The 20,572-nt window shown below is 68.5% G+C and carries 16 protein-coding genes and 2 pseudogenes; 7 read left to right on the top strand and 11 right to left on the bottom strand.

Features of this window, described 5'->3' with window-relative positions; all coding sequences use genetic code 11:
• Nucleotides 1-80: 80 nt before the first annotated feature.
• Both ACSAMQ_RS06315 and ACSAMQ_RS06310 read right to left on the bottom strand, forming a co-directional pair.
• Nucleotides 81-7,484 carry a hypothetical protein gene (locus ACSAMQ_RS06315; RefSeq protein WP_435394868.1) on the bottom strand — a complete coding sequence of 2,468 codons (7,404 nt, stop codon included), beginning with the start codon at nt 7,482-7,484 and terminating at the stop codon, nt 81-83.
• Between the two features lie 525 nt (nt 7,485-8,009).
• A pseudogene (locus ACSAMQ_RS06310) lies at nt 8,010-8,138 on the bottom strand (ESPR-type extended signal peptide-containing protein); the annotation flags it as partial.
• 295 nt (nt 8,139-8,433) lie between these two features.
• Between ACSAMQ_RS06310 and ACSAMQ_RS06305 the strand changes: the two are divergent.
• On the top strand, nt 8,434-8,643 hold the full coding sequence (locus ACSAMQ_RS06305; protein ID WP_435394841.1) for a hypothetical protein: 210 nt from the start codon (nt 8,434-8,436) through the stop codon (nt 8,641-8,643).
• Nucleotides 8,644-8,842: 199 nt separating this feature from the next.
• Nucleotides 8,843-9,244, top strand: a complete 402-nt coding sequence (locus ACSAMQ_RS06300; protein WP_435394840.1) for a hypothetical protein — start codon at nt 8,843-8,845, stop codon at nt 9,242-9,244.
• 384 nt (nt 9,245-9,628) lie between these two features.
• Here the strand turns inward: ACSAMQ_RS06300 and ACSAMQ_RS06295 are convergent, their stop codons facing one another.
• The 5 genes from ACSAMQ_RS06295 to ACSAMQ_RS06275 form a co-directional block, all read right to left on the bottom strand.
• On the bottom strand, nt 9,629-9,898 hold the full coding sequence (locus ACSAMQ_RS06295; RefSeq protein WP_435394839.1) for a DUF2845 domain-containing protein: 270 nt from the start codon (nt 9,896-9,898) through the stop codon (nt 9,629-9,631).
• Nucleotides 9,899-10,191: 293 nt separating this feature from the next.
• A complete protein-coding gene (locus tag ACSAMQ_RS06290; RefSeq protein ID WP_435394838.1) occupies nt 10,192-10,578 on the bottom strand; it encodes a hypothetical protein in 387 nt (128 codons plus the stop codon).
• A 224-nt stretch (nt 10,579-10,802) separates the two neighbouring features.
• Nucleotides 10,803-11,003 (bottom strand): hypothetical protein, encoded by a 201-nt coding sequence (locus ACSAMQ_RS06285; RefSeq protein WP_435394837.1) that lies wholly within the window; start codon nt 11,001-11,003, stop codon nt 10,803-10,805.
• A gap of 214 nt (nt 11,004-11,217) precedes the next feature.
• Entirely contained in the window at nt 11,218-11,664 is a 447-nt protein-coding gene (locus tag ACSAMQ_RS06280) for a hypothetical protein (protein ID WP_435394836.1), read from the bottom strand.
• Nucleotides 11,665-11,965: 301 nt separating this feature from the next.
• On the bottom strand, nt 11,966-12,457 hold the full coding sequence (locus ACSAMQ_RS06275) for a GNAT family N-acetyltransferase (RefSeq protein WP_435394835.1): 492 nt from the start codon (nt 12,455-12,457) through the stop codon (nt 11,966-11,968).
• A 197-nt stretch (nt 12,458-12,654) separates the two neighbouring features.
• Between ACSAMQ_RS06275 and ACSAMQ_RS06270 the strand changes: the two genes are divergently transcribed.
• Complete coding sequence (locus tag ACSAMQ_RS06270) at nt 12,655-13,278, top strand: antitoxin Xre/MbcA/ParS toxin-binding domain-containing protein (protein ID WP_435394834.1); 624 nt, start codon at nt 12,655-12,657, stop codon at nt 13,276-13,278.
• A 34-nt stretch (nt 13,279-13,312) separates the two neighbouring features.
• A complete protein-coding gene (locus tag ACSAMQ_RS06265) occupies nt 13,313-13,789 on the top strand; it encodes an RES family NAD+ phosphorylase (protein ID WP_031370827.1) in 477 nt (158 codons plus the stop codon).
• A gap of 128 nt (nt 13,790-13,917) precedes the next feature.
• Here ACSAMQ_RS06265 and ACSAMQ_RS06260 read toward each other — a convergent pair whose 3' ends face one another.
• The 4 genes from ACSAMQ_RS06260 to ACSAMQ_RS06245 all read right to left on the bottom strand — a co-directional run bounded on the left by ACSAMQ_RS06260 (nt 13,918) and on the right by ACSAMQ_RS06245 (nt 17,421).
• Nucleotides 13,918-14,598, bottom strand: a complete 681-nt coding sequence (locus ACSAMQ_RS06260; protein WP_435394833.1) for a DUF4166 domain-containing protein — start codon at nt 14,596-14,598, stop codon at nt 13,918-13,920.
• Nucleotides 14,599-14,665: 67 nt separating this feature from the next.
• Entirely contained in the window at nt 14,666-16,207 is a 1,542-nt protein-coding gene (locus ACSAMQ_RS06255; protein ID WP_435394832.1) for a TIGR01777 family oxidoreductase, read from the bottom strand.
• A 13-nt stretch (nt 16,208-16,220) separates the two neighbouring features.
• Nucleotides 16,221-16,658 carry a thiol-disulfide oxidoreductase DCC family protein gene (locus ACSAMQ_RS06250; protein ID WP_435394831.1) on the bottom strand — a complete coding sequence of 146 codons (438 nt, stop codon included), beginning with the start codon at nt 16,656-16,658 and terminating at the stop codon, nt 16,221-16,223.
• 55 nt (nt 16,659-16,713) lie between these two features.
• Nucleotides 16,714-17,421 (bottom strand): GbsR/MarR family transcriptional regulator, encoded by a 708-nt coding sequence (locus tag ACSAMQ_RS06245; protein ID WP_435394830.1) that lies wholly within the window; start codon nt 17,419-17,421, stop codon nt 16,714-16,716.
• A gap of 478 nt (nt 17,422-17,899) precedes the next feature.
• On the opposite strand from ACSAMQ_RS06245, the gene lexA reads away from it, so the two are divergent.
• The 3 genes and pseudogenes from lexA to ACSAMQ_RS06230 all read left to right on the top strand — a co-directional run.
• Nucleotides 17,900-18,565, top strand: a complete 666-nt coding sequence (gene lexA, locus ACSAMQ_RS06240) for a transcriptional repressor LexA (protein ID WP_435394829.1) — start codon at nt 17,900-17,902, stop codon at nt 18,563-18,565.
• Between the two features lie 8 nt (nt 18,566-18,573).
• Nucleotides 18,574-19,197 (top strand): annotated as a pseudogene (gene imuA / locus ACSAMQ_RS06235) (translesion DNA synthesis-associated protein ImuA); the annotation flags it as partial.
• A 205-nt stretch (nt 19,198-19,402) separates the two neighbouring features.
• Nucleotides 19,403-20,572, top strand: a 1,170-nt coding sequence (locus tag ACSAMQ_RS06230; protein WP_435394828.1) for a Y-family DNA polymerase, incomplete at its 3' end; no start/stop codon positions are given.

Here is a 20,572-nt window from a genome sequence, read left to right as displayed (position 1 = left end):
AAACGCCGTGCCGGCCGAGCCAGCGGGCGGCAACCGGCCCGCCTTGCATTCGAAGCAAGACGGGCCGAAACGCGACCTGCTCAGTCGCCGAGCACGCCGCTGACACCCAAGTAGGCGCCGATGCCATCTCGGTTGCTCGACGCGCCGCCTTCCAGGCTCCAACGCCCATCGTCAGACGTATGCCGCAGGCTGACGCCGAACGCGACCTCGCTCTTGTACCCGCCGAAACCGGCGTAGTAGGTCGTGCGACCGGCCACGTAGGGCGCCGGCTTCATCGAGATCGCCGTGGCGATGCCCGAGTGCATATCGCGTTCCAGGCGGCGGACGTCGCCGCCGAGCTTCCATACGTCGTCCCGGACGGTAGCGATCTGGCCGTCGGTGTAGCTGTTGGCGGTGACCACCGCCTGGTCCAACTGACTGACGTTGACCGCATCGGTCGGCGCCTTGCCGGCCGCGACGTTGTGCACAGTGGTCTGGCCGGTGCCGTTCGGGTTGAGGGTCAGGCTGTTGGTGTTGTTGCTGCCGTCGGCGTTCTTGTCGTACTGCAGCCCGCCGTTGGTGAAGCCCTTCAACTGCGCGACATTGACCGCATCGGTATCGGCGCTGCCGGCCGCGACGTTGGTCACCCGGCGTTCGCCACCGGCCGAGCCGACCGACACGGTGCCTTCCTGGTTGGCCACCGAACCGGCGCCCAGGGCCACGGCGTTGTTCGCCGAGGCGATCGCACCGTTGCCGAGGGCGGTGCTGCCGGTGCCCGAGGCCACCGCACCCGCGCCGCCGGCCGCGGCATTGGCGCCGCTGGCGGTCGGTGCCGTGGTGTTGTCCTGGCTCACCTGAAACAGGCCCGCCGAGCCGTTCTTGACGTTGTTGACGTCGCCTTCGACCGCGCTGATGCGGTTGTCGTACTGGGCCACGTTGCCGGCGATCTGGTCGACGCGCGTGTCGGTGTAGGCATTGGCCTGGGTGACCGCATCGCTGACGCCGGCCTGCAACTGGGCGACGTTGACCGCATCGTCCGCCGCCGAGCCCGCGGCCACGCCGCCGATGGTGCGGCCGCCGACCTGGACCTGGCCGGTCGAGTTGCTGCTGCCGACATAGGCCGCGTTGTAGCCGCTCTGCGCACCGGCGGTCGTCGACGAACCGGCGCCGAGCGCGACCGAGTTGGCATGGCCGGCGACCGAATCGCGCCCCACCGCCACGGCGTTCCCGGCCGAGGCGGTGGCGTTGTAGCCCATCGCGCTCGCACCCGCCGCCTGCGCATGCGCATCCGCCTCGGCCAGGCCGGTGTCGTTGGTGCGCGCATAACGCGTACCGCGGCCGTTCTGACTGATGTAGGTCGCATCGTTCGGGCCGGCGACGTTGTAGAGCTGGGCGCCGTTGACCGCATCGGTCGACGTGGCCGACACCTCGCCCTGGGCCAGGTTGGTGATCTTGCTGCCGCCGGTCGCACCGCCGTCGGTGCTGGTCGGGCCGGCCAAGGTCGCCTTGCTGAAGTCGACCTCGCCCGGGTCGATCTCGCCGTCCGCATCCAGGTCGTTCCAGTCGTACTTCACCGAGCGCTGTTCGGCCTGGGTGGCGCTGTTCGCCACCGCCTTGAGCTGGCTGACGTTGACCGCATCGGTGTCCTGTGCGCCGGCGGCGACGCCGGTGACACGGCGGTTGCCGACATTGACCTCGCCGGTAGCGGCGCCGCCGACCAGGTAGGCCGCATTGCCGAGCGTGCTGCCATCGGCGACCGAACCGGCACCGAGCGCGACGCTGCCGGCATGGCTGGCCTGGCTGTTGCGGCCGATCGCGACCGCATCGGCGGCCGAGCTGGTGGCGTTGTAGCCCACCGCGGTCGAGCCCACGCCTTGGGCATGCGCATCGTCCTCGGCCAGGCCGGTGTCGTTGGTGCGCGCATAACGCATGCCGCGGCCGTTCTGCTGCAGATAGGCCGGGTCGGTCGGGCCCATCTGGTTCTTGATGTTGGTGATGTCGCCTTCGTTGGTGGTGACGCGGTTGTCGAGGTTGTCGATGTCCCCCTCGGCCGTGGTCACCCGGGTATCGAGCGCGGCGACGTCCTGGTTGGTCTGGAACAGTTGCGAGCCGTTGACCGCATCGGCACTGGTCGCGCTGAGCTCGGCCGGAGCGACGTTAACGATCTTGTTCGGGCCGGTGCCGCCGTGATTGGCGTTATACGCACCGGCACCGCCGTTCGCGGTCGGGTCCCACAGCAACGAGTCCTGGCCCAGCGCGGTGATCTTGCTGTCCACCGCCTTGAGCTGGCTGATGTTGGCCGCGTCGGTATCGCCCGCACCCGCTGCAACGTTGGTCAGGCGGCGTTCGCTGCCTGCGCTGCCGATCGACACTTCACCGATCGGCGCCGTGCCGGCCACCGCATAGGTCGAGGCCGGCGGCACGTAGGCGGCGGTGCCGAGGGTAGCGCCGTTAGCCACCGCGTTGGCACCGAGCGCGACGCTGCCGGCGTGACTGGCCTGGCTGTTGCGGCCGATCGCGACCGCATCGGCGGCCGAGCTGGTGGCGTTGTAGCCGACCGCGGTCGAACCGGCGACCTGGGCGTGCGCGTCGTCCTCAGCCAGGCCGGTGTCGTTGGTGCGCGCATAACGCACGCCGCGGCCGTTTTGCTGCAGGTAGACTGGATCGGTGGGGCCGACGGCGTTCTTGAGGTTGGTGATGTCGCCTTCGTTGGTGGTGACGCGGTTGTCGAGGTTGTCGATGTCGCCTTCGTTGGTGGTCACGCGGCTGTCGAGCGCGGCCACGTCCTGGTTGGTCTGGAACAATTGCGAACCGTTGACCGCATCGGCGCTGGTCGCGCTGAGCTCGGCCGGAGCGACGTTGACGATCTTGTTCGGGCCGGTGCCGAGATGGTTGGCGTTATACGCGCCGGTGCCACCGTTGGCAGTCGGGTCCCACAGCAGCGAGTCCTGGCCCAACGAAGTGATCTTGCTGTCCACCGCCTTGAGCTGGCTGATGTTGGCCGCGTCGGTATCGACCGCGCCCGCTGCGACGTTGGTCAGACGGCGTTCGTTGCCCGCACTGCCGATCGACACCTCGCTAAGCACGAAGGTACCGGCGACGGGATAGGTTGAATCGTCCGGCACATAAGCCGCCTCGCCGAGCGTGGCGCCGTCGGCGATCGAATTCGAGCCTAGCGCTACGCTGTCCGCACTACTGGCCTGGCTGCTCAGACCGATCGCCGTTGCGCCCACGGCGCTCGCATTTGCGCCATTGCCCAAGGCCGAGGCCCCGTTTTCCGTGGCACGGCTAGAAGAACCCAGTGCGGTGGCACTGGAACCACTGGCAACCGTACCCAAGCCGATCGCTATCGCCGACTCTCCGCTCGCATCGGCGGTATCCCCCACCGCCAGCGAGAATCTGCCGCTGGCCGTAGCTTCATCGCCTATCGCAATCGCGTATTCGGCCGTTGCCTCCGAGCCCGAGCCGAGCGCCAAGCCACTGAGCGCGCTGGCCACTGCGTTTTCGCCGATCGCGAGGGTTTCCTCGGCCGATGCTTGGGCGTTGTAGCCGACCGCGGTGGAGTTGGCACCGGTCGCGAAGGCATCGGATTCGGGCAGACCGGTGTCGTTGGTGCGCACATAACGCACACCGTGGCCATTGGCATCCTGGTAGGCCTGATCGGTCGGGCCGACCACATTGTTGAGCGCGGCAATATCGCCCTCGTTCGTGGTCACGCGATTGCCGAGCGCCGCGGCGTCCTGGTTGGTCTGGAACAACTGCGAACCGTTGACCGCCTCGGTGCTGGCCGCACTAAGGTCGGCCGCGGTCACGCCGTTGATCTTGCCGGTGCCGCCATCGTTGACGATGACATTGCCGAACTTCGGCGAGTCCGCCAACTGCACGTTGATCGCGCCGGTGGTCGGGTCGGTCACCGTCCGGACGTTGCCGCCGCTGTAGGTGCCGGCGGCGGTCGCATCGCCGCGAATCGACAAGGTCTGACCGAGGTCGCGGTGCACATCGCCGGCGGTATTGTCGTTACCCGTGAAGTTCAGGCCCAGCGTCGTGGAGCCGCCGGCCACGGCATCGAGCTGGCTCTTGTTGACGCCGTCGGTCGCGGCGACGCCGGGAGCGACGTTGCTGATGACCCGGCTGCCGGCATCTATGCCGGCCGAGGTCACGCTCGGGCCGCCGGCGATGGTCAGGCCGCTGCTGTTGAGCGTGGTGGCGCCGGCGGTCACGCTGTTGACGGTGATGTCGTCGACCAGGTCGAAGCTGACGTTGTCGTCGGCGCCGGTCTTGCTGACCACGATGTTGCCGTCGGTGTTGTTGAGGTCGACGGTCTCGCCCGGGGCGACGTTGGTGCTGTTGGCGCCCTGCGCGGAGACGTTGAAGCCCGCGTTCGCGGTCGCGCCGACCGCATCGAGCTGGCTCTTGTTGACCGCGTCGGTCGCTGCCGTGCCGGCGGTGACGCCGCTGATACGGCCGCTGCCGCCGTCGTTGATCACGACATTGCCGAACTTGGGCGAATCGGCCAATTGCACGTTGATCGCGCCGGTGGCCGGGTCGGTCACCGTCCGGACGTTGCCGCCGCTGTAGGTGCCGGCGGTGGTCGCATCGCCGCGAATCGACAAGGTCTGACCGAGGTCGCGGTGCACATCGCCGGCGGTAGCGTCGTTACCGGTGAAGTTCAGGCCCTGAGTCGTCGCACCGCTCACCGCGGTGTTCAACTGGGTGACGTTGACACCGTCGGTCCCTGCAACACCTGCGGCGACGTTGCTGATGACCTGGTTGCCGGCGTTGATACCGGCCGTGGTCACGCTGGGGCCGCCGGTGATGACCAGGCCGGTGTTGTCGAGCCTGCTGTTGCCGGCGGTGACGCTGTTGACGGTGATGTCGTCGGCCAGGTCGAAGCTAACGTTGTCGTCGGTGCCAGTCTTGCTGACGACGATGTTGCCATCGGTGTTGTTGAGGTCGACGGTCTGGCCCGGAGCGACATTGGTGCTGTTGGCGCCCTGCGCGCTCACATTGAAGCCCGCGTTCGCGGTCGCGCCGACCGCATCGAGCTGGCTCTTATTGACGCCGTCGGTCGCGGCAACACCCGGGGCGACGTTGCTGATGACCTGGCCGCCGGCATCGATGCCGGACGCGGTCACGCTCGGGCCGCCGGTGATGACCAAGCCGGTGTTGTCCAGTCGGCTGTTGCCGGCGGTAACGCTGTTGACGGTGATGTCGTCGGCCAGGTCGAAGGCGACGTTGTCGTCGGCGCCGGTCTTGCTGACGACAATGTTGCCGTCGCTGTTGTTGAAGTCGACGGTCTCGCCCGGGGCCACGTTGGTGGCGTTGGCGCCCTGCGCGCTCACATTGAAGCCCGCGTTCGCGGTCGCGCCGACCGCATCGAGCTGGCTCTTGTTGACGCCGTCGGTCGCGGCAACACCCGGGGCGACGTTGCTGATGACCTGGCCGCCGGCATTGATACCGGCCGCGGTCACGCTCGGGCCGCCGGCGATGGTCAGGCCGCTGCTGTTGAGCGTGGTGGTACCGGCGGTGACGCTGTTGACGGTGATGTCGTCGGCCAGGTCGAAGGCGACGTTATCGTCGGCGCCGGTCTTGCTGACCACGATGTTGCCGTCGCTGTTGTTGAGGTCGACGGTCTCGCCCGGGGCCACGTTGGTGGCGTTGGCGCCCTGCGCGCTCACATTGAAGCCCGCGTTCGCGGTCGCGCCGACCGCATCGAGCTGGCTCTTGTTGACGCCGTCGGTCGCGGCGACGCCCGGGGCGACATTCGTGATGACCTGGTTACCGGCATTGATGCCGGCCGCGGTCACGCTCGGGCCGCCGGCGATGGTCAGGCCGGTGTTGTTGAGCGTGGTGGCACCCGCGGTAACGCTGTTGACGGTGATGTCGTCGGCCAAGTCGAAGGCGACGTTATCGTCGGCGCCGGTCTTGCTGACCACGATGTTGCCGTCGGTGTTGTTGAGGTCGACGGTCTCGCCCGGGGCGACGTTGGTGCTGTTGGCGCCCTGCGCGGAGACGTTGAAGCCCGCGTTCGCGGTCGCGCCGACCGCATCGAGCTGGCTCTTATTGACGCCGTCGGTCGCGGCAACACCCGGGGCGACGTTGTTGATGACCTGGCCGCCGGCATCGATGCCGGCCGAGGTCACGCTCGGGCCGCCGGCGATGGTCAGGCCAGTGCTGTTGAGCGTGGTGGTACCGGCGGTAACGCTGGTGACGGTGATGTCGTCGGCCAGGTCGAAGGCGACGTTATCGTCGGCGCCGGTCTTGCTGACCACGATGTTGCCGTCGGTGTTGTTGAGGTCGACGGTCTCGCCCGGGGCGACGTTGGTGCTGTTGGCGCCCTGCGCGGAGACGTTGAAGCCCGCGTTCGCGGTCGCGCCGACCGCATCGAGCTGGCTCTTATTGACGCCGTCGGTCGCGGCAACACCCGGGGCGACGTTGCTGATGACCTGGCCGCCGGCATTGATGCCGGCCGCGGTCACGCTCAGGCCGCCGGCGATGGTCAGGCCGGTGTTGTTGAGCGTGGTGGCACCCGCGGTAACGCTGTTGACGGTGATGTCGTCGGCCAGGTCGAAGGCGACGTTGTTGTCGCCCGCGACCTTGCTGACGGCGATGTTGCCGTCGGTGTTGCGCAGGTCGACCGCCTCGCTCGGATCGACGTTGGAGCCGTTGGCGCCCTGCGCAGTCAGGCCGAAGCCGGCGCCGGCGGCCTGCACCGCCTGGTTGGTGGCGAACAACTGGCTGCCGTTGACCGCATCGGTGCTGGTGCCGCTGAGGCGGCCGGCGGCGACGTTGGTGACGGTGCGTTCGCCACCGGCCGTGCCCACGCTGACCGTGCTGGTCGGGGCGGCGCCGGCGAAGTTGTAGGTAGTGCCGCGGATCACGGTGCTGGCGGTACCGACCGCGGCGGCGGTCGCCGAACCGCTGCCCAGCGCGACGCTGCGCGCGATGTTGGCCGAGGCGCCGTCGCCGATGGCCACCGCGCCAGCGGCGCCGGCGGAGCTGGCGTTGCCGAGCGCCACCGCGCCCTGTCCGGTCGCCGTGTTGAGGTTGCCCAAGGCTACGGCGCCCTGGCCGTTGGCGTTGTTGTCCGCACCCACCGCCACCGCACCGGTGCCGGTCGCGGTGTTCGGATCGCCGATGGCGACCGCGCCGTTGCCGTTGGCGGTCTGGGCGCGGCCGATGGCCACGGCGCCGCCGATGGCGCTGCTGCTGTTGGCGGTGGTACCGGTAGAACCGATGGCGACGTTGCGGCCTGTTGCGCCGGACACGACGCCGTCGCCCTGGGCGATGCCGAAGGCACCGTTGACGGTGGCGCCGCGGCCGAGGGCGATGCCGGAGGTGCCTGCAGCCGCGACCGAAGATTGACCGCCGATGGCCAATGCATTGCTGGCTCGGGCGCGGGCGCCTACAGCCGTTCCGTCGCCACCAATAGCTACAGCGCCGGTCGCGCTGGCCTCGGTGTCGTTGCCGAGGGCGACGCCCCCGATGGCCGCTGCGGTCGTCATCGCCTGGCCACCGATGGCGATACTCAGCACGGCCTTGGTTTGCGCGCCGCGGGTGCCGTCGGAACCGATCGCGATCGAGCCCGACGCCTCGGCACGGACCGCATTCGCTGCGGTGTGCGGAAGGTTGGCGGAACTGATTGCGCCACCGATCGCTACGCTATTGGATCCGGTCGCGAAGCTGCCGAAACCTGCTGCGGTCGCCCCGAATGCAGTGGCCGCGCTATCGATACCTAATGCCGTACCCCATTGACCGGCCTTAGCTTGAAACCCAAACGCGCTTCCGCCATGCCCGGTGACACTCGAGCCCCCGCCGAACAGTGTGACCGCGTTGAACCCGCCTCCGTTGGCGTTGCAGCCGGTAACTATCGAGTAATCGCCGCTGCCGTCGGTTATGCCGTTAGCAACGGTAAATCCCGGATCACGGCCTGGGGTGCTGGGCGTATAGGTGCTACCGACCGCAGCGCACCCTGATGGGGTCAGGGTGTCGGCGAATGCATTAGATCCAGCCAAAGACAGCAATACAAAGGAAGACACAAGAACGGCGCCGACGGTTTTCTTGCCGCCCTTGGCTTTCTTGCCGCCCTTGGCCAGTTCCGAAGCGACCACCCAGGTTCCCAGGCTCTTGCTCCACACCTTGCAGTAAATAAAGTTCATCGGTCATTCCCCTTCGCCGTCCCGGCGAATCGATTTCAAAAGTTGAATATCGATTTCGAACCGATATTCGCCCGCGGTTGACACGCCCGATTAAGAGCGAACCGTGTAGTGGAGGGTTTTGAATGCCGATGTGTTGCCGTTCGATCGCTCGAACCGGGCCGCCCGGGGCGTGGCCGATGGCGAGGCGCCATCGAATCCCGCCGGGCAGCCAGCCAATCGGCCGCGTCGCTATCCCTGTGGCGGCCAGACTAGGCAGGCCGCTCGAAGCGGGCATCTAAGGAGATATATTTTTTTTATGATTTCTTCGCCGCCTGCAGACGGCCTGCTCGACCACAAAGCTGAACGCAGCCGCGCCGCAAGCCCGGTCGCTCAAAGCTTTGCCGGACAAGCCTTGCCGCAGGCAGACACCGGGGAGCCCGGTAGGAAAGCGCTTGAAAATAGTGACTTCAGTCACACGGAAACGAGACCCAAAACCACTGGAGAGATCGCCGAGACAAAAAATTGATGTTTCCCAACAAGCGTTACGTCTCGAAATGAACGCTACTAGGCGACGGGCGTTGCGCCTAGCGTGACCGCCCGCCCTACCCCGTTACCGCCCCACCGGCATGCCGGCCTTCACGGCCAGCGTCGGCTCGCTTTGCAGTTGCTGACCGGAACCTTCCGCCGCCGCCCGGCCGTGCATGCGCGCCCATTACGAGACCGTCATGACCGAAGCCGAGTTCGAGATATTCATGGATTCCCTTCGGGTGCCGGGCTCGATCCATATATCGCCGAAACGGGTGATCGCGGCGCTGGGTATCCGGGCCAAGGACCTGAACGCCATATCCAACCCGCAAGACCGCATGGCCGCTAAAACCCAGCAAGGCTCGGCCCGGCTGCAGACGGCCCTGCGCAATCTGGTGCGGATACTGTCGGCGGCCCGGGCCAACCATGAAAATGCCGAGCAGATGCTGTATTGGTTCATGAATTATCCGCTGGTGCAGTTTTATTACCGCACCCCATTCGAAATGTTCGCCGACGCGCGCGTCGAGGAATTGCTGTCGCTGCTGTCGGTGAACGCCCAACGCCAGCCGATCGATGAAGTCCCGCACCGGCGTCCTCGCTGAGCGGAAGCCGCGGCATGGCGCGGCGACGTGTGCGATCGGTCCAGGTCCGACACCGAGCGCCCTGATTGCTCAGTCACGCCTTTAACGCGCCCCGCACCGGCGCAACACTCGAGGGCCCATCGTGTGAGGTTCGCGATAGACGGAAAGCCATCGGGGATCGTCACCGCGCCCAGGCCATCACGACTGTGATTCCATAGGCGGGACATTCAGCCACGCAACGCGTGGCCACCGATATTTAACGGCCGGGCATCGACGGCCTGGCGATGAAACCATTCGAGCGGTGCCGCGACGCAGCCCTGGCTACAGGACTGCGCCTGCGCCGCCGATGCGCCAGGGCATCGGCAACGCGATGATTCAAAAACACGATGCTCGAAGCGCGATGCTTCAGAACACTTCGCGGATATCGGTGACCTTGCCCTCTACGACCGTGATCAACACGCTCTTGCGGGGAAGGTAATACTCGAAGCGTTCGGCGACGGTCGCGCCGTATTTGTTTTGGATCGGCACGATGCGGTCCGGCTTGCCGGCGACTTGCTGGACCGTGCCGACGGTGTCGCCGACGTTGATCAGCTTGCTGCCGAAAGAGACCGACTGGGCCCAGGCCGGGGCGGCCAGGCAGGTGGCCAATACCAGGGCGATGACGAGGCTGCGCATGGAAACTCCCTTTCTCGTGGGGGAAAGCCGAACCGTGTCGGTCCGGCCGGGATTAAACCGACGACCCTAGCGCAATGCGGCGCCGGGCCGTCGTTGGATTTTGTAAAACTGCGACACGGTCCGCATGCAGGCCTCGCGCACCCCGGTAACCGGCATTGACGAGCGCCGGAGCCGATCGTATGCGCGAGTCGATGAATGCCTGCTCTCCAATCCCCGAGCCCCCGACCGACGGGTCCGACTCCCGACTCCCGACTCCCGACTCCCGAGTCCCGAGTCCCGAGTCCCCAGAGCGATCAAGTCTTGCGCCGCGCCAGCCGCCGCCGGTTCGCCGACACCGTGCGCGCGACCGGCGCGAGCCCGGCCGACAGGATGCGCTCGCCGCTCTGGGCGCCGCGCACCCACCAGTCGGCCGGCGACGGCATCGACCACGGCGTCCAGGCGCCGCTCATGGCATTGAACCAAGCCTCGCAGTAGGCCTCCCACACGGCGCCCGACATCGCCCATGAACCCTGCACGGCGGCGGTCCATTTCTCGTCGAGCATGCGCTGCCATTCGCGTTGGTCGAGGGCCGAAGGGTTCGGGCCGGCCATGGCGAAGCGCAGCAGGCGGTCGGCGATGACGAAGGGCGCGGCGTACGCGACCTGGGACAGTTGCGTGGTCGAATGCGATCGGCGCGTCATGGCTCTTCCTGGCGTTGCGAGAACCCCAGTCTGCCAGGGCCATGCGTTGCCTGAGTGACGGCGCTTCGCATTCCCGAAGCCGGGGTGCAGGCTGAACGATTCAGCGTCACCGCGTCTGGTTTCCGCTCCTGAAAACTAAAAAGCTCCTGAAAACTAAAAAAAAGCCCGCCGTTGCCGGCGAGCCCAAGGAAACGAGAGAGATGAGGAGGACGGCGGACGACGGATTACGCGGCGGGCCACTGCGGCTCGTCGGAGCCGTCGATGCGATTGAACAGGTGGTCCACGCGCTGGAAGAAATCGGAAATGCTCTCGAACACTTCATGACGCAGCACCAGCCCGGTGTCTTCGCGAGTGAAGTACTTGAACACCCATCCGTTGTCGGCGCGCTCGAATTCGCCGGTCTTTTCCGCGGGGGTCGGGGTCATGTCGGTCTCCTGGCAGTGCCGGCATCCATCCCTGCCGGCGGGGCGTAGGCGTCGGGCCCGATGCAGTATCGCAAGCCGCCCTCGCACCGCCTGAGATGGCCGAAAACGCGAAAACCCCGGCTTGGGCCGGGGCTTCGGAGTCGTTGCGTCGTGATGCGCGAGGATCGGATGCGCTGAACAGCGCTACCGGAGCTGCGGCCGGATACGGGCCGGATCAGCGCACCATGCGACCGCGGAACGCCGGTACCAGGGCGCCTTCGGCCAGCTTGCCGTTCGGCTTCCAGACCACGGTCTGGCTGGGGAAGGATTGGTCCTTGGCATAGGCCGCGGCTTTGCCCGCGAGCAACTTCGCCGAGCCGCGCGCGGCGGGATTCCAGGCGAACACGCCCTCGCGGCCGTACCAGACCACCGGCGTCTGCGAATCCAGTCGACGGTCCGGGCACAGGGTGTAGTTGCGTTGCTCGATCACTCGCAGGGCGGCCACGGGGATGCCCTTGATGCCGGGCCCGGTGCGCTCGGGCGAGTGGTCGGGGCATACGCGCGACGCACGCGCGATGGCGGCCTCGTAGACCTGGCGGTCGCCCGGAGCCGCCTGCGCCGCGGACGCCGCGGCCATGGCCAGCCCGAGGCCGGTTGCGAAGATCTGCGATTGGCGGTTCATGCGGACTCCTTACGTTTAACGATTGCGGTGCAGCGTTTCGCGGCCGGCAGAAAACGCCGGCCATGCAGAGCATAGCAACCGCAAATGGCCCTTCGATGCAGTACCAATGGCGGATGGACTCCATCGCGAAACAACGCGAAACAGCCGCGATGCAGGCCCTGCGGACGGCACGGCCGGGCGTGCGTCGGTCGCGGCGACGCTACCCGAAGAATCGGGCGCGGCATGTGAAACCGGGGTTTTCGGGCGCCGGCCGCGGGCTCGCCGAGCCGTCGCTCAGCCGATGAAGCGGCTTGCGATCAATCTACGGCGCAGCCGTCTCAAGGCCTGCGCCCTCGCTCGCGGCCTCATCGATATCCGGCACGCGTTTGTCGGCCAGGTAGATATCCGGGACATAGCGCTCCATCAGCGTGTGCGGATGACGCGGCGTAGCGAAGCCGAAACGGGCATACAGGCCGTGCGCATCGGCGGTCGCCAGGGTGAAGCGGCGCAGCCCCTGCAACTGCGGATGCGCCAGTACCGCCTCGACCAGTTGCTTGCTGTAGCCCAGGCCGCGGCATTCGGGCAACACGAACACGTCGACCAGGTTGGCGAAGGTGGCGCAGTCGGACACCACGCGCGCGAACGCGACCTGGCGGTCGCCGAGGAAGCCGCCGAAACACAGCGAGTGGGCGATCGATTTTTCGACGACTGCCAGGGGAATGCCCTGGGCCCAGGTGCTGTGCTCGGACAAGAACCGATGCACGAACCCCACGTCGATGCGTGCGCGCTCCGAGCTGATGCTTAATTCGTTCATGCCCCCGCCTCTGCAGAGGATCGCCGCAGCGACCCGATGACCGGACATTTTGCCGCAACGGCCGCATCCTGGGCTCTATTGCGGATACGAAACCCCGACGAGCGCCACGCCCCGGACACCGGGACGGGCACGGCGCCACTTGTGATGGCCGTCCAGTTTTGTGCTAGAGTGAGTCCCGATCCAGACAGAGCCCCGCCATGAGCAAAGCCGCCAAGAAGCCCTCGCCGGCCAAGCCGCTCCCCAAGCCGGCCGGCCGCGCGCAATCGAGCGTCCACGAAAGCAAGCTGGGCCTGCAGGAATCGCAGGCCTACCCGGCCTCGCAGCGCCCGCGCGGCCTGTCGGTGAAGGAACCTGCGCTGGAAGTCCATGGCGCGCCCGCCACGCTCAAGGGCTACGTCAGTTATCTGCGCTCGGCCACGCCGCTGCAACGCGTGGCGGCCGAACGCCAGGGCGTGCCGGCCCAGGTCGTCAAGCACATGGCCGCGAGCATGGAACTGCCGGCGGTGCGCATGTTCAACATCCTCGGCATCGCCAAGGCCACCGCCGAAAGCAAGGCCGCGCAGCAGGCGCGCATCGCCGGCGCCAGCGGCCAGGCCGCGCTCGGCATCATGCGCCTGCTCGGCATCACCGAGGCCATCGTCGATGCGAGCACCGCCGAAGGCGCGCGCGGCTTCGATGCGGCCAAGTGGCTGGGGCGCTGGATCGAGCAGCCGCAGCCGGCGCTCGGCGGCCGCAAGCCGGCCGACCTGCTCGACACCCCGACCGGTTTCGATGTTGTCGCGCGCTTGCTCGGCTCGCTCGAAAGCGGCTCCTACCAGTGACGCCCGGCGCAGCCGCAAGGACGAGGCCGGGCTCATGAAACTCTGGCGCATCGCCACGGAAACCCGCGCCTATCGTGCCGACGATCTCAGCGGCGCCGGCGCGGCGGCGCGTCCGGGGCGCTGGAACGACGACGGCCAGCGCGTGCTCTACACCGCCACCTCGCTGGCGCTGGCGGCGCTGGAAACCGCGGCCTATGTCGACGCGCACGGCCTGCCCTTGAACCGGCACGTGGTGTCGATCGAGGTGCCCGCCGCGGTGTGGAAGGCGCGCCTGCAGTTGTCGCCGCAGGAATTGCCCGGCGCCTGGGACGCGGTGCCGGCCGGCATGGCCAGCGTGCGGGTGGGTTCGCAATGGCTGGCGAGCCAGGCCTCGGCGATCCTGCTGGTGCCGTCGGTGATCGTGCCGGAGGAATACAACGCCCTGATCAATCCCGAACACCGCGACGCGAAGAAGCTGCGCGCGACCACCGGCCGGCGCTTCCACTACAACGTGTTGTTCCGGGTGGCCTGAGCCGCCTGCCTGCGACGCGGCCCTGCGCGATCCTGGCGCGGCCGCCCTGCCCGCGCCAGGCCGTCCATGGCCCCTGCGCCGTCCTTGTCGGCGCATCCCTGCGCCCTCGCCGGCGTGTCCTTCGCCGCTCAGCCCCGCGCCGCTTCCATGCGCTCGAAGGTCCCGTCCTGATGGAACAGCGGTCCGAACCACGGGTGCACGACATCGATCGTGACTTCGAAATGCGCTGCGTCGAGGTCTCTATGCACTAGAACGAAGCGGCCCGGCCAGAACGGCCGCGGCAGCGGCAAACGCAGGCCGCGCCAGTGCAGGAAGAATCCCTGATCGACGAATACCAGCCGGTTCGGCAGCACTTCCAGGCGCACGCGCATGCCCAGGCCGCCGCCGAAATGCTCGAGCAATTCGCCTTTTTCGCCGAGGATCATGCGAGAGCGGAAACTGAACACCTCGTCGATGAAGTGATAGGTGCGGGTCTTGATCCAGCCCAGGCCGTTGCGCACGGGCTGCACGTCGAAACGGAACGGCACCTCGTCGGCGTTGTGGTGCGGCAGCACGCGCGCGTAACGGATCAGTCGCGCGAACAGACCGCCCAGCCGGGTGCAGCGCACCTGATGCATGTTGCCGACGTATTCGGCCTGGGTTTCGCCGTCGCCGAGGGTGAAGCGCGCCTGGATATGCGGATGCAGCAGCTTCCAGCGCGCGCCGAGCGCGGCGCGCAGCAACGCGGCGAGATCGGCCGAGGCCTCGGGGAAACGCGTTTCGCCGCGCGAACCGGCAAGGCCACGGTCGCCCGCCGGGGCTGCGCTCACCGAGGCTGCGTTGGCGTGCGGCGTCGAAGGCAGCGGGCCGGTGCCGGCCGAATCGAGACCGGCGGGCTTAAAGCAGGCCGGAATGGATGCGGCCGGCTTCATTCCGACCGGATTCAACAGTTCCATGTTGTTCCCCTGGGTGTTCGTCACCCGAATGAGTAGAACGGCAAGCGCGCTCGCGACCGGCGCTCAATGCGCTGTCCAGGTCGCGATGCAGGAAGCGGTAGCGCTGATCGAGCAGCCGGCGCGGTTCGACCTTCGGGCCGTCGAGCAGCATCATCGACATTTCGCCGAGCGCGAGCCGAAGCGGCCAGGCCGGCACGCGCAGCCAGGCCGGGCGATGCAGATTGCGCGCCAGTGCGCGAGTGAACTCGGCCTGGCTGCAGCCGCCCGGCGCGACCAGGTTGTAGGGGCCGCGGATGCCGGCATGCTCGACGGCTTGTTCGACGAAGCCCAGCACGTCGTCCAGGTGCACCCAGGCGAACCACTGTTTGCCGTCGCCGAGCACCGCGCCGGCGCCGAGCGAGGCCGACAGCGACAGCATCGGCAACACGCCGCCGCTGCGATGCAAAACCAGGCCCAGCCGCATCGTGACCAGACGCAGGCCCATCTCGCTGACCGGCGCGGCGGCGCGTTCCCAATCGCGGCACAGCTCGCTGGCGAAGTCGCCGGCCTGCGCCGCGGGCTCGCGCAACTCCGCGCCGCTGCGGGCGTGGGCGCCGTACAGGCCGACCGCGCTGGCCTGCAGCCACAGCGACGGCTTGCGCCGGGAACGCTCGCACCAGGCGCGCAGAGCGTGGGTGGTATCGATGCGGCTCGCGCGCAGCGCGCGCTTGCGCGCCGGCGACCAGCGCGGGCCCACCACCGGTGCGCCGGCGAGATTGACCACCACGTCGATGGCCTCGTCGTCGCGCAATTCGGCGGTGTCGGCGATGCAGCGCGCGCGCCCGCCGAAGCGCAAGGCGGCGCGGCGCGGATCGCGGCTGAGCACGGTCACCCGGTGGCCGCCTGCGAGCAAGCCTTCGACCAGGGCGCTGCCGATGAAGCCGGTGCCGCCGCTGATCAGGAACCCGGTCTGCGGCCGGTCGGCGAGCAAGGCGCGCGGCGCCGGCTCGGCGGCGTTGACCCGCGCGGCGAACCCGTCGCGCACGGCCGACAGGCCGATGCCGAGCGCCGCGGCGGTCAGCGCCCACGAGGCCCAACCGTGCGAGACCGGCACCAAGACGCTAGGCGCGCTCCAGTCCTGCGCGGTCGCCATCGCGTACACGGCGAACATCGCGCCGCCGTTGACCGCGAGAACGGTGTGCAGCACGCGCTCGGTCGGCGGCAACAGGCGGGTCGCGTCCTCGACCACGAAGTCCCACAGGGTGATACCGACTTCCACCAGCACCAGGCCCCACACCAGCGCCAGCCACAGGCCTTGCGGATGCAGCCAGGCGAACGCCAGGAACAGCGCGCCGTAGATGAAGGCGCGCGCCGAATGCAGTTTCAGCTCGAGCGCGGCGCTGCGGCGGTTGGCGAGTTTTTCCATCAGTTCGTGATGGGCGATGGTGTCGATCGCGCCGAGCACGACCTGGAGCAACAGCAAGGCGATGAAGACTCGTTGCATGATCGCGCTCCGCTCAGAAGTGGGTCGGGCAATGCCCGTTGTCGCAGCGCGGCGCAGGCTCATGGCCGGCTTCGCGATAGCCGAGCCAGCGCGACACGCGGTGACGGTTCGGTGCGATCCAGCGGTAGGCGCGCGCGGCCATGCGCCCCGCTCCGGGTACGCGCAGCGGCCAGGTCAGCCAGCCCAGACCGACCGCGCGATAGGCCTCGGCGATGCCGGGCACGCCGATCCGCCATTCGCCGTTCGGCAGGCGCACGTGCAAGGCGTTGCGCAGCGCCTCCAGTTCGAAACCCCACTGCGCGGCATCGAACTGCGGCGCGGCGATGTCGACCAGTTGCAGCCGGCCGCGGCGGTCGTGAGCCTTGAGCCGGTGCATCTCGGTCCGGCACAGCGGACAGGCGTGGTCGTACAGGGCGATGACGGCGTGCGGGACGGGATCGTGCTTGCTCATAGCCTGCTCCTACAGTTATTTCGGTAATTAGAGAAATTACTGGGCAAAAAAACACTCAGGACGGGTCGTCTCCGGCGCCTGCACGGCCGGCCCGCGCACGGCCGGCTTCGGGCTGGCTTGGTTCGGGCTGGCTTGGTTCGGGCTGGCCTGGGTCGGGACGGGCTTCGAGGTCGTCGGCCGCCTCGGCATAGGGCTCGACCGGCGGCGCTTGCGGCGGCGGGAGCGGCTTGACCGGGCCGCGCACGTACTGCTGGATGCGCGCGCCCATCTTGAGCAGCTTGATCAGGGTCTTGGGGTCGAGCCGGTTCATCTCGTCGATCCAACTCGTGCCGGTCTCCATGAAGTCCAACACCTCGCGCATGCGCTCCAGGGTGCGCTGGTCGCGCGGATCGCTCGGGGCGGCGGCGCTGTCGAGCACCGAGCTGCGCAGCATGCTCAGGGTCGGCTCGATCTCGCGCCGGCGGCGCTCCTGGACCACGGCGCGGAAGATGTCCCAGACGTCCTTGTAGGTCTCGAAGTGGTCGCGGCGGTCGCCCAGCACGTGGGTGACGCGGGCCAGGTTCCAGCCCTGCAGCTCCTTGAGGCTGGTGCTGACGTTGGAACGCGCCAGGCTCAGGGTCTCGCAGATCTCGTCGGCGGTGATCGCACGCTCGGACAGGAACAGCAGCGCGTGGATCTGGGCGACGGTGCGGTTGACGCCCCAGCGGCTGCCCATCTCACCCCAGTGGAGGATGAATTTCTCTTGGAGCGGGCTGAGCTGCATGGGGTTTCTCTTATTTCTGTTTAGACAGAAATTAAAGAACGATCCGGCCGGCGTCAATCTCCGTTCGTCGGGTCGTCGCCGCGTTCGCTGTAGGAGCGGCGTAAGCCGCGACGCGCCGCCGCAGCAACGACGCTATTGCAATGCCGCGGTCGCGACTCACGTCGCTCCTACAAGGGATAGCTGCGCAGGCCCGGCCGCTTCACTTGCCTCTCGGCTTGTGCAGAAGCGATGTAAGTCGCGCTGGAAGCCCGAATACGCAGGCCCTCGGATCATTCCGAAGCCAGGCAACTTTCGGCCGGCGCGATCTCCAGCCCCCAGGTCGCGGCTCGCACCCCTCCTACCCCGGAGCCCAAAGCACGCAGCATCGGTCTCACCCTGCGCGACCGGTCCGACACAGGCTCGCGCTGCGAGCCGCACCATCCGTCGGCCGCTTCGATCAAGTCTTACCGGCTTGCCCATTTGTTACTAAGATTAGTACATGAGCCTGACCGACACCCGCCGCGCCCTCCTCGCCTACCTGCGCGAGCGCATCGCCGCCGATGGCTTGCCGCCGTCGCAGCAGGAGATCGCCGCGCACTTCGGCTTCCGCCAGAACCGCTCGGCCGGCTACCACCTGCAGGCGCTGCAGGCCGAGGGGCTGATCGAGCTGCTGCCGGGCCGCGCCCGCGGCATCCGCCTGGTCCACGAGGCCGGCCTCGACGGCGAGTTCGGCGCGCACGGCTTAGACGACGGCGCCTCGCACGCTCCGGCCGCTCACGATCCGCGCCTGTCGCTGCCGGTCCTCGGCCGGGTCGCCGCCGGCGCGCCGATCGGCGCCGCCGCCGAAGTCGAGAGCCATGTGCTCATCGACCGCCTGCTGTTCTCGCCGCGCCCGGACTATCTGCTGCGGGTCAAGGGCGATTCGATGCGCGAGGACGGCATCCTCGACGGCGACCTGGTCGCCGTGCACCGCACCCGCGACGCCGCCAACGGCCAGACCGTGGTCGCGCGCATCGGCGAGGAAATCACCATCAAGCGCCTGAAGATCACCGCCGACGGCATCGAGCTGCTGCCGCGCAATCCCGACTACGCGCCGATCGTGATCGCCGCCGACGCCGACTTCGCGATCGAAGGCATCTACTGCGGCCTGGTACGCCGGGCCTGAGCGCGGCCATGAGCCACATCGTCGCGCTCGACCGTTTGATCGACACCCGCCAGGTCTGGCGCGGGCAGTCGGCGAACCTGGCGCCCTCCTCGCAATCCACCGGCCACGCCGCGCTCGACGCCGCGCTGCCGACCGGCGGCTGGCCCGAGGCGGCGCTGAGCGAGTTGCTGCTGCCGGCCAACGGCGTCGGCGAGCTGGAACTGCTGTGGCCGGCGCTGGCGCGGCTGTCGCAGGACGATGCCCTGCACGGCGGCCGCATGATCGTGCTGGTCGATCCGCCTTTCGTGCCGTATGCGCCGGCCTGGCGCGATGCCGGGGTGGCGCCGGCGCGCTTGCAATGGATCCGCGCCCAGCACCGCGACGCCTTGTGGGCGACCGAGCAATGCCTGCGCTCGGGCGCCTGTGCCGCGGTGCTGTGCTGGCCGCAGCGCGCCGACGACCGCGCGCTGCGCCGGCTGCAGGTCGCGGCCGAGACCGGGCAATGCCTGGGCTTCGCCCTGCGCGACAGCCGCGCCGCGTTGAACCCCTCGCCGGCGGCCTTGCGCATCGCCATCGACACCGCGCCGCGGCAATTGCGCGTGCTCAAGTGTCGCGGCGGCAATGCGCCGACCCGGCCGATCGCGTTCGCGCATCGCACGCGCGAAGCCGCGATCGAGGCCGTGGCGGCCGCGCGCATCGAAGCGCTCCGCGACGACCGCGAATCCAGCCTCGGCGAATCCGTCGTGGTGCAGCCGATCCGCCCCGGCGCGCAGCCGGGCCCCGGCACGGGACAGGACCCGTCGCCGCCGGCGCGTCCCGCGCCGGTCCTGAACCTGCGCCCGCGTTGAGCCGGCCGCGATGCGCTGGGCCTGCCTGCTCTTGCCGCAACTGGCGCTGGACGTGGTCCTGCGCGGGCACGCCGAACCCGAGCGTGCGCTGGTCCTGGTCGACGGCCCGCAGGCGCGACGGCGCCTGTATGCGGTCAACGCCGGCGCGCGCGCGCTCGGCCTGAAACCGGGCATGCCGCTGATCGCCGCGCAGGCGATCGCCGACGGTTTCCAGACCGTCGACCACGCCCCGCAAGCGGCCGAACAGGCGCGCCAATTGCTCGCCGCCTGGGCCTACCGCTACAGCTCGCAGGTCAGCACCGTGTTCGCGCATGCGATCGTGCTCGAAGTCGGCCGCAGCCGGCGTTTGTTCGGGCCCTGGCCGCAGTTGCGCGAACGCCTGACCCAGGAATTGCGCGAGCTCGGCTTCCGCCACCGCATCGCCGCCGCGCCGAACCCGCATGCCGCGCGTGTGCTGAGCAACATCGCAGACGGTCTGTGCTGCGACGAAGACCGGCTCGATGCGATGCTGGCGAAGTTGCCGATCGAACGTTGCGGCTTCGACGCCGACACGGTCGAAGCCTTGCAGCGCATGGGCCTGCGCAAACTCGGCGCGGTCTATGCCCTGCCGCGCGCGCCGCTGGCGCGGCGTTTCGGCCAGGAGGTGCTGACTCGCCTGGACGCCTTGCGCGGCGCGGCCGCGCCGCCGCTGACCTATTTCCAGCCGCCGGACGCCTTCGACGCGCGCATCGAGCTCGGCCACGAGGTCGAATCCAGCCTGGCGCTGTTGTTTCCGCTGCGCCGGCTCACCGCCGACCTGTCGGCGTATCTGTCCGGCCGCGATGGCGGCGTCGAACGCTTCAAGCTGATCCTCGAACACGAGCGCCACGCCCACCATCGCAGCCATCCGCCGAGCGAGATCGCGGTCGGCCTGCTGGCGCCGGAACGCGATGCCACGATGCTGTTCGAACTCGCCCGCGGGCGTTTGCAGCAGGCGCAGTTGCCGGCCGCAGTGGTCGGTCTGCGCCTGCTCGCCGAGGCCTTGCCGCCGTTCGTGCCGGCGCGCCGCGACCTGTTCGACACCCGTCCGCAACAGGCGCTGCCGTGGACGCAGCTGCGCGAACGCCTGCGCGCGCGGCTCGGCGACGACGGCGTACAAGGCCTGGCGCCGCAGGCCGACCATCGCCCCGAGCGCGCCTGG

Origin of the sequence: Lysobacter sp. 1R34A (assembly GCF_051217035.1) — a bacterium.
Classification (GTDB): domain Bacteria; phylum Pseudomonadota; class Gammaproteobacteria; order Xanthomonadales; family Xanthomonadaceae; genus Lysobacter.
This window is presented reverse-complemented; position numbering and strand designations above follow the sequence as displayed.

Bases quoted from the DNA above. Each gene is read 5' to 3' on its own strand.
- ACSAMQ_RS06315 (WP_435394868.1), bottom strand. From the start codon at position 7,484: ATGACGACCGCAGCGGCCATCGGGGGCGTCGCCCTCGGCAACGACACC.
- ACSAMQ_RS06305 (WP_435394841.1), top strand. From the start codon at position 8,434: ATGATTTCTTCGCCGCCTGCAGACGGCCTGCTCGACCACAAAGCTGAA.
- ACSAMQ_RS06300 (WP_435394840.1), top strand. From the start codon at position 8,843: ATGACCGAAGCCGAGTTCGAGATATTCATGGATTCCCTTCGGGTGCCG.
- ACSAMQ_RS06295 (WP_435394839.1), bottom strand. From the start codon at position 9,898: ATGCGCAGCCTCGTCATCGCCCTGGTATTGGCCACCTGCCTGGCCGCC.
- ACSAMQ_RS06290 (WP_435394838.1), bottom strand. From the start codon at position 10,578: ATGACGCGCCGATCGCATTCGACCACGCAACTGTCCCAGGTCGCGTAC.
- ACSAMQ_RS06285 (WP_435394837.1), bottom strand. From the start codon at position 11,003: ATGACCCCGACCCCCGCGGAAAAGACCGGCGAATTCGAGCGCGCCGAC.
- ACSAMQ_RS06280 (WP_435394836.1), bottom strand. From the start codon at position 11,664: ATGAACCGCCAATCGCAGATCTTCGCAACCGGCCTCGGGCTGGCCATG.
- ACSAMQ_RS06275 (WP_435394835.1), bottom strand. From the start codon at position 12,457: ATGAACGAATTAAGCATCAGCTCGGAGCGCGCACGCATCGACGTGGGG.
- ACSAMQ_RS06270 (WP_435394834.1), top strand. From the start codon at position 12,655: ATGAGCAAAGCCGCCAAGAAGCCCTCGCCGGCCAAGCCGCTCCCCAAG.
- ACSAMQ_RS06265 (WP_031370827.1), top strand. From the start codon at position 13,313: ATGAAACTCTGGCGCATCGCCACGGAAACCCGCGCCTATCGTGCCGAC.
- ACSAMQ_RS06255 (WP_435394832.1), bottom strand. From the start codon at position 16,207: ATGCAACGAGTCTTCATCGCCTTGCTGTTGCTCCAGGTCGTGCTCGGC.
- ACSAMQ_RS06250 (WP_435394831.1), bottom strand. From the start codon at position 16,658: ATGAGCAAGCACGATCCCGTCCCGCACGCCGTCATCGCCCTGTACGAC.
- ACSAMQ_RS06245 (WP_435394830.1), bottom strand. From the start codon at position 17,421: ATGCAGCTCAGCCCGCTCCAAGAGAAATTCATCCTCCACTGGGGTGAG.
- lexA (WP_435394829.1), top strand. From the start codon at position 17,900: ATGAGCCTGACCGACACCCGCCGCGCCCTCCTCGCCTACCTGCGCGAG.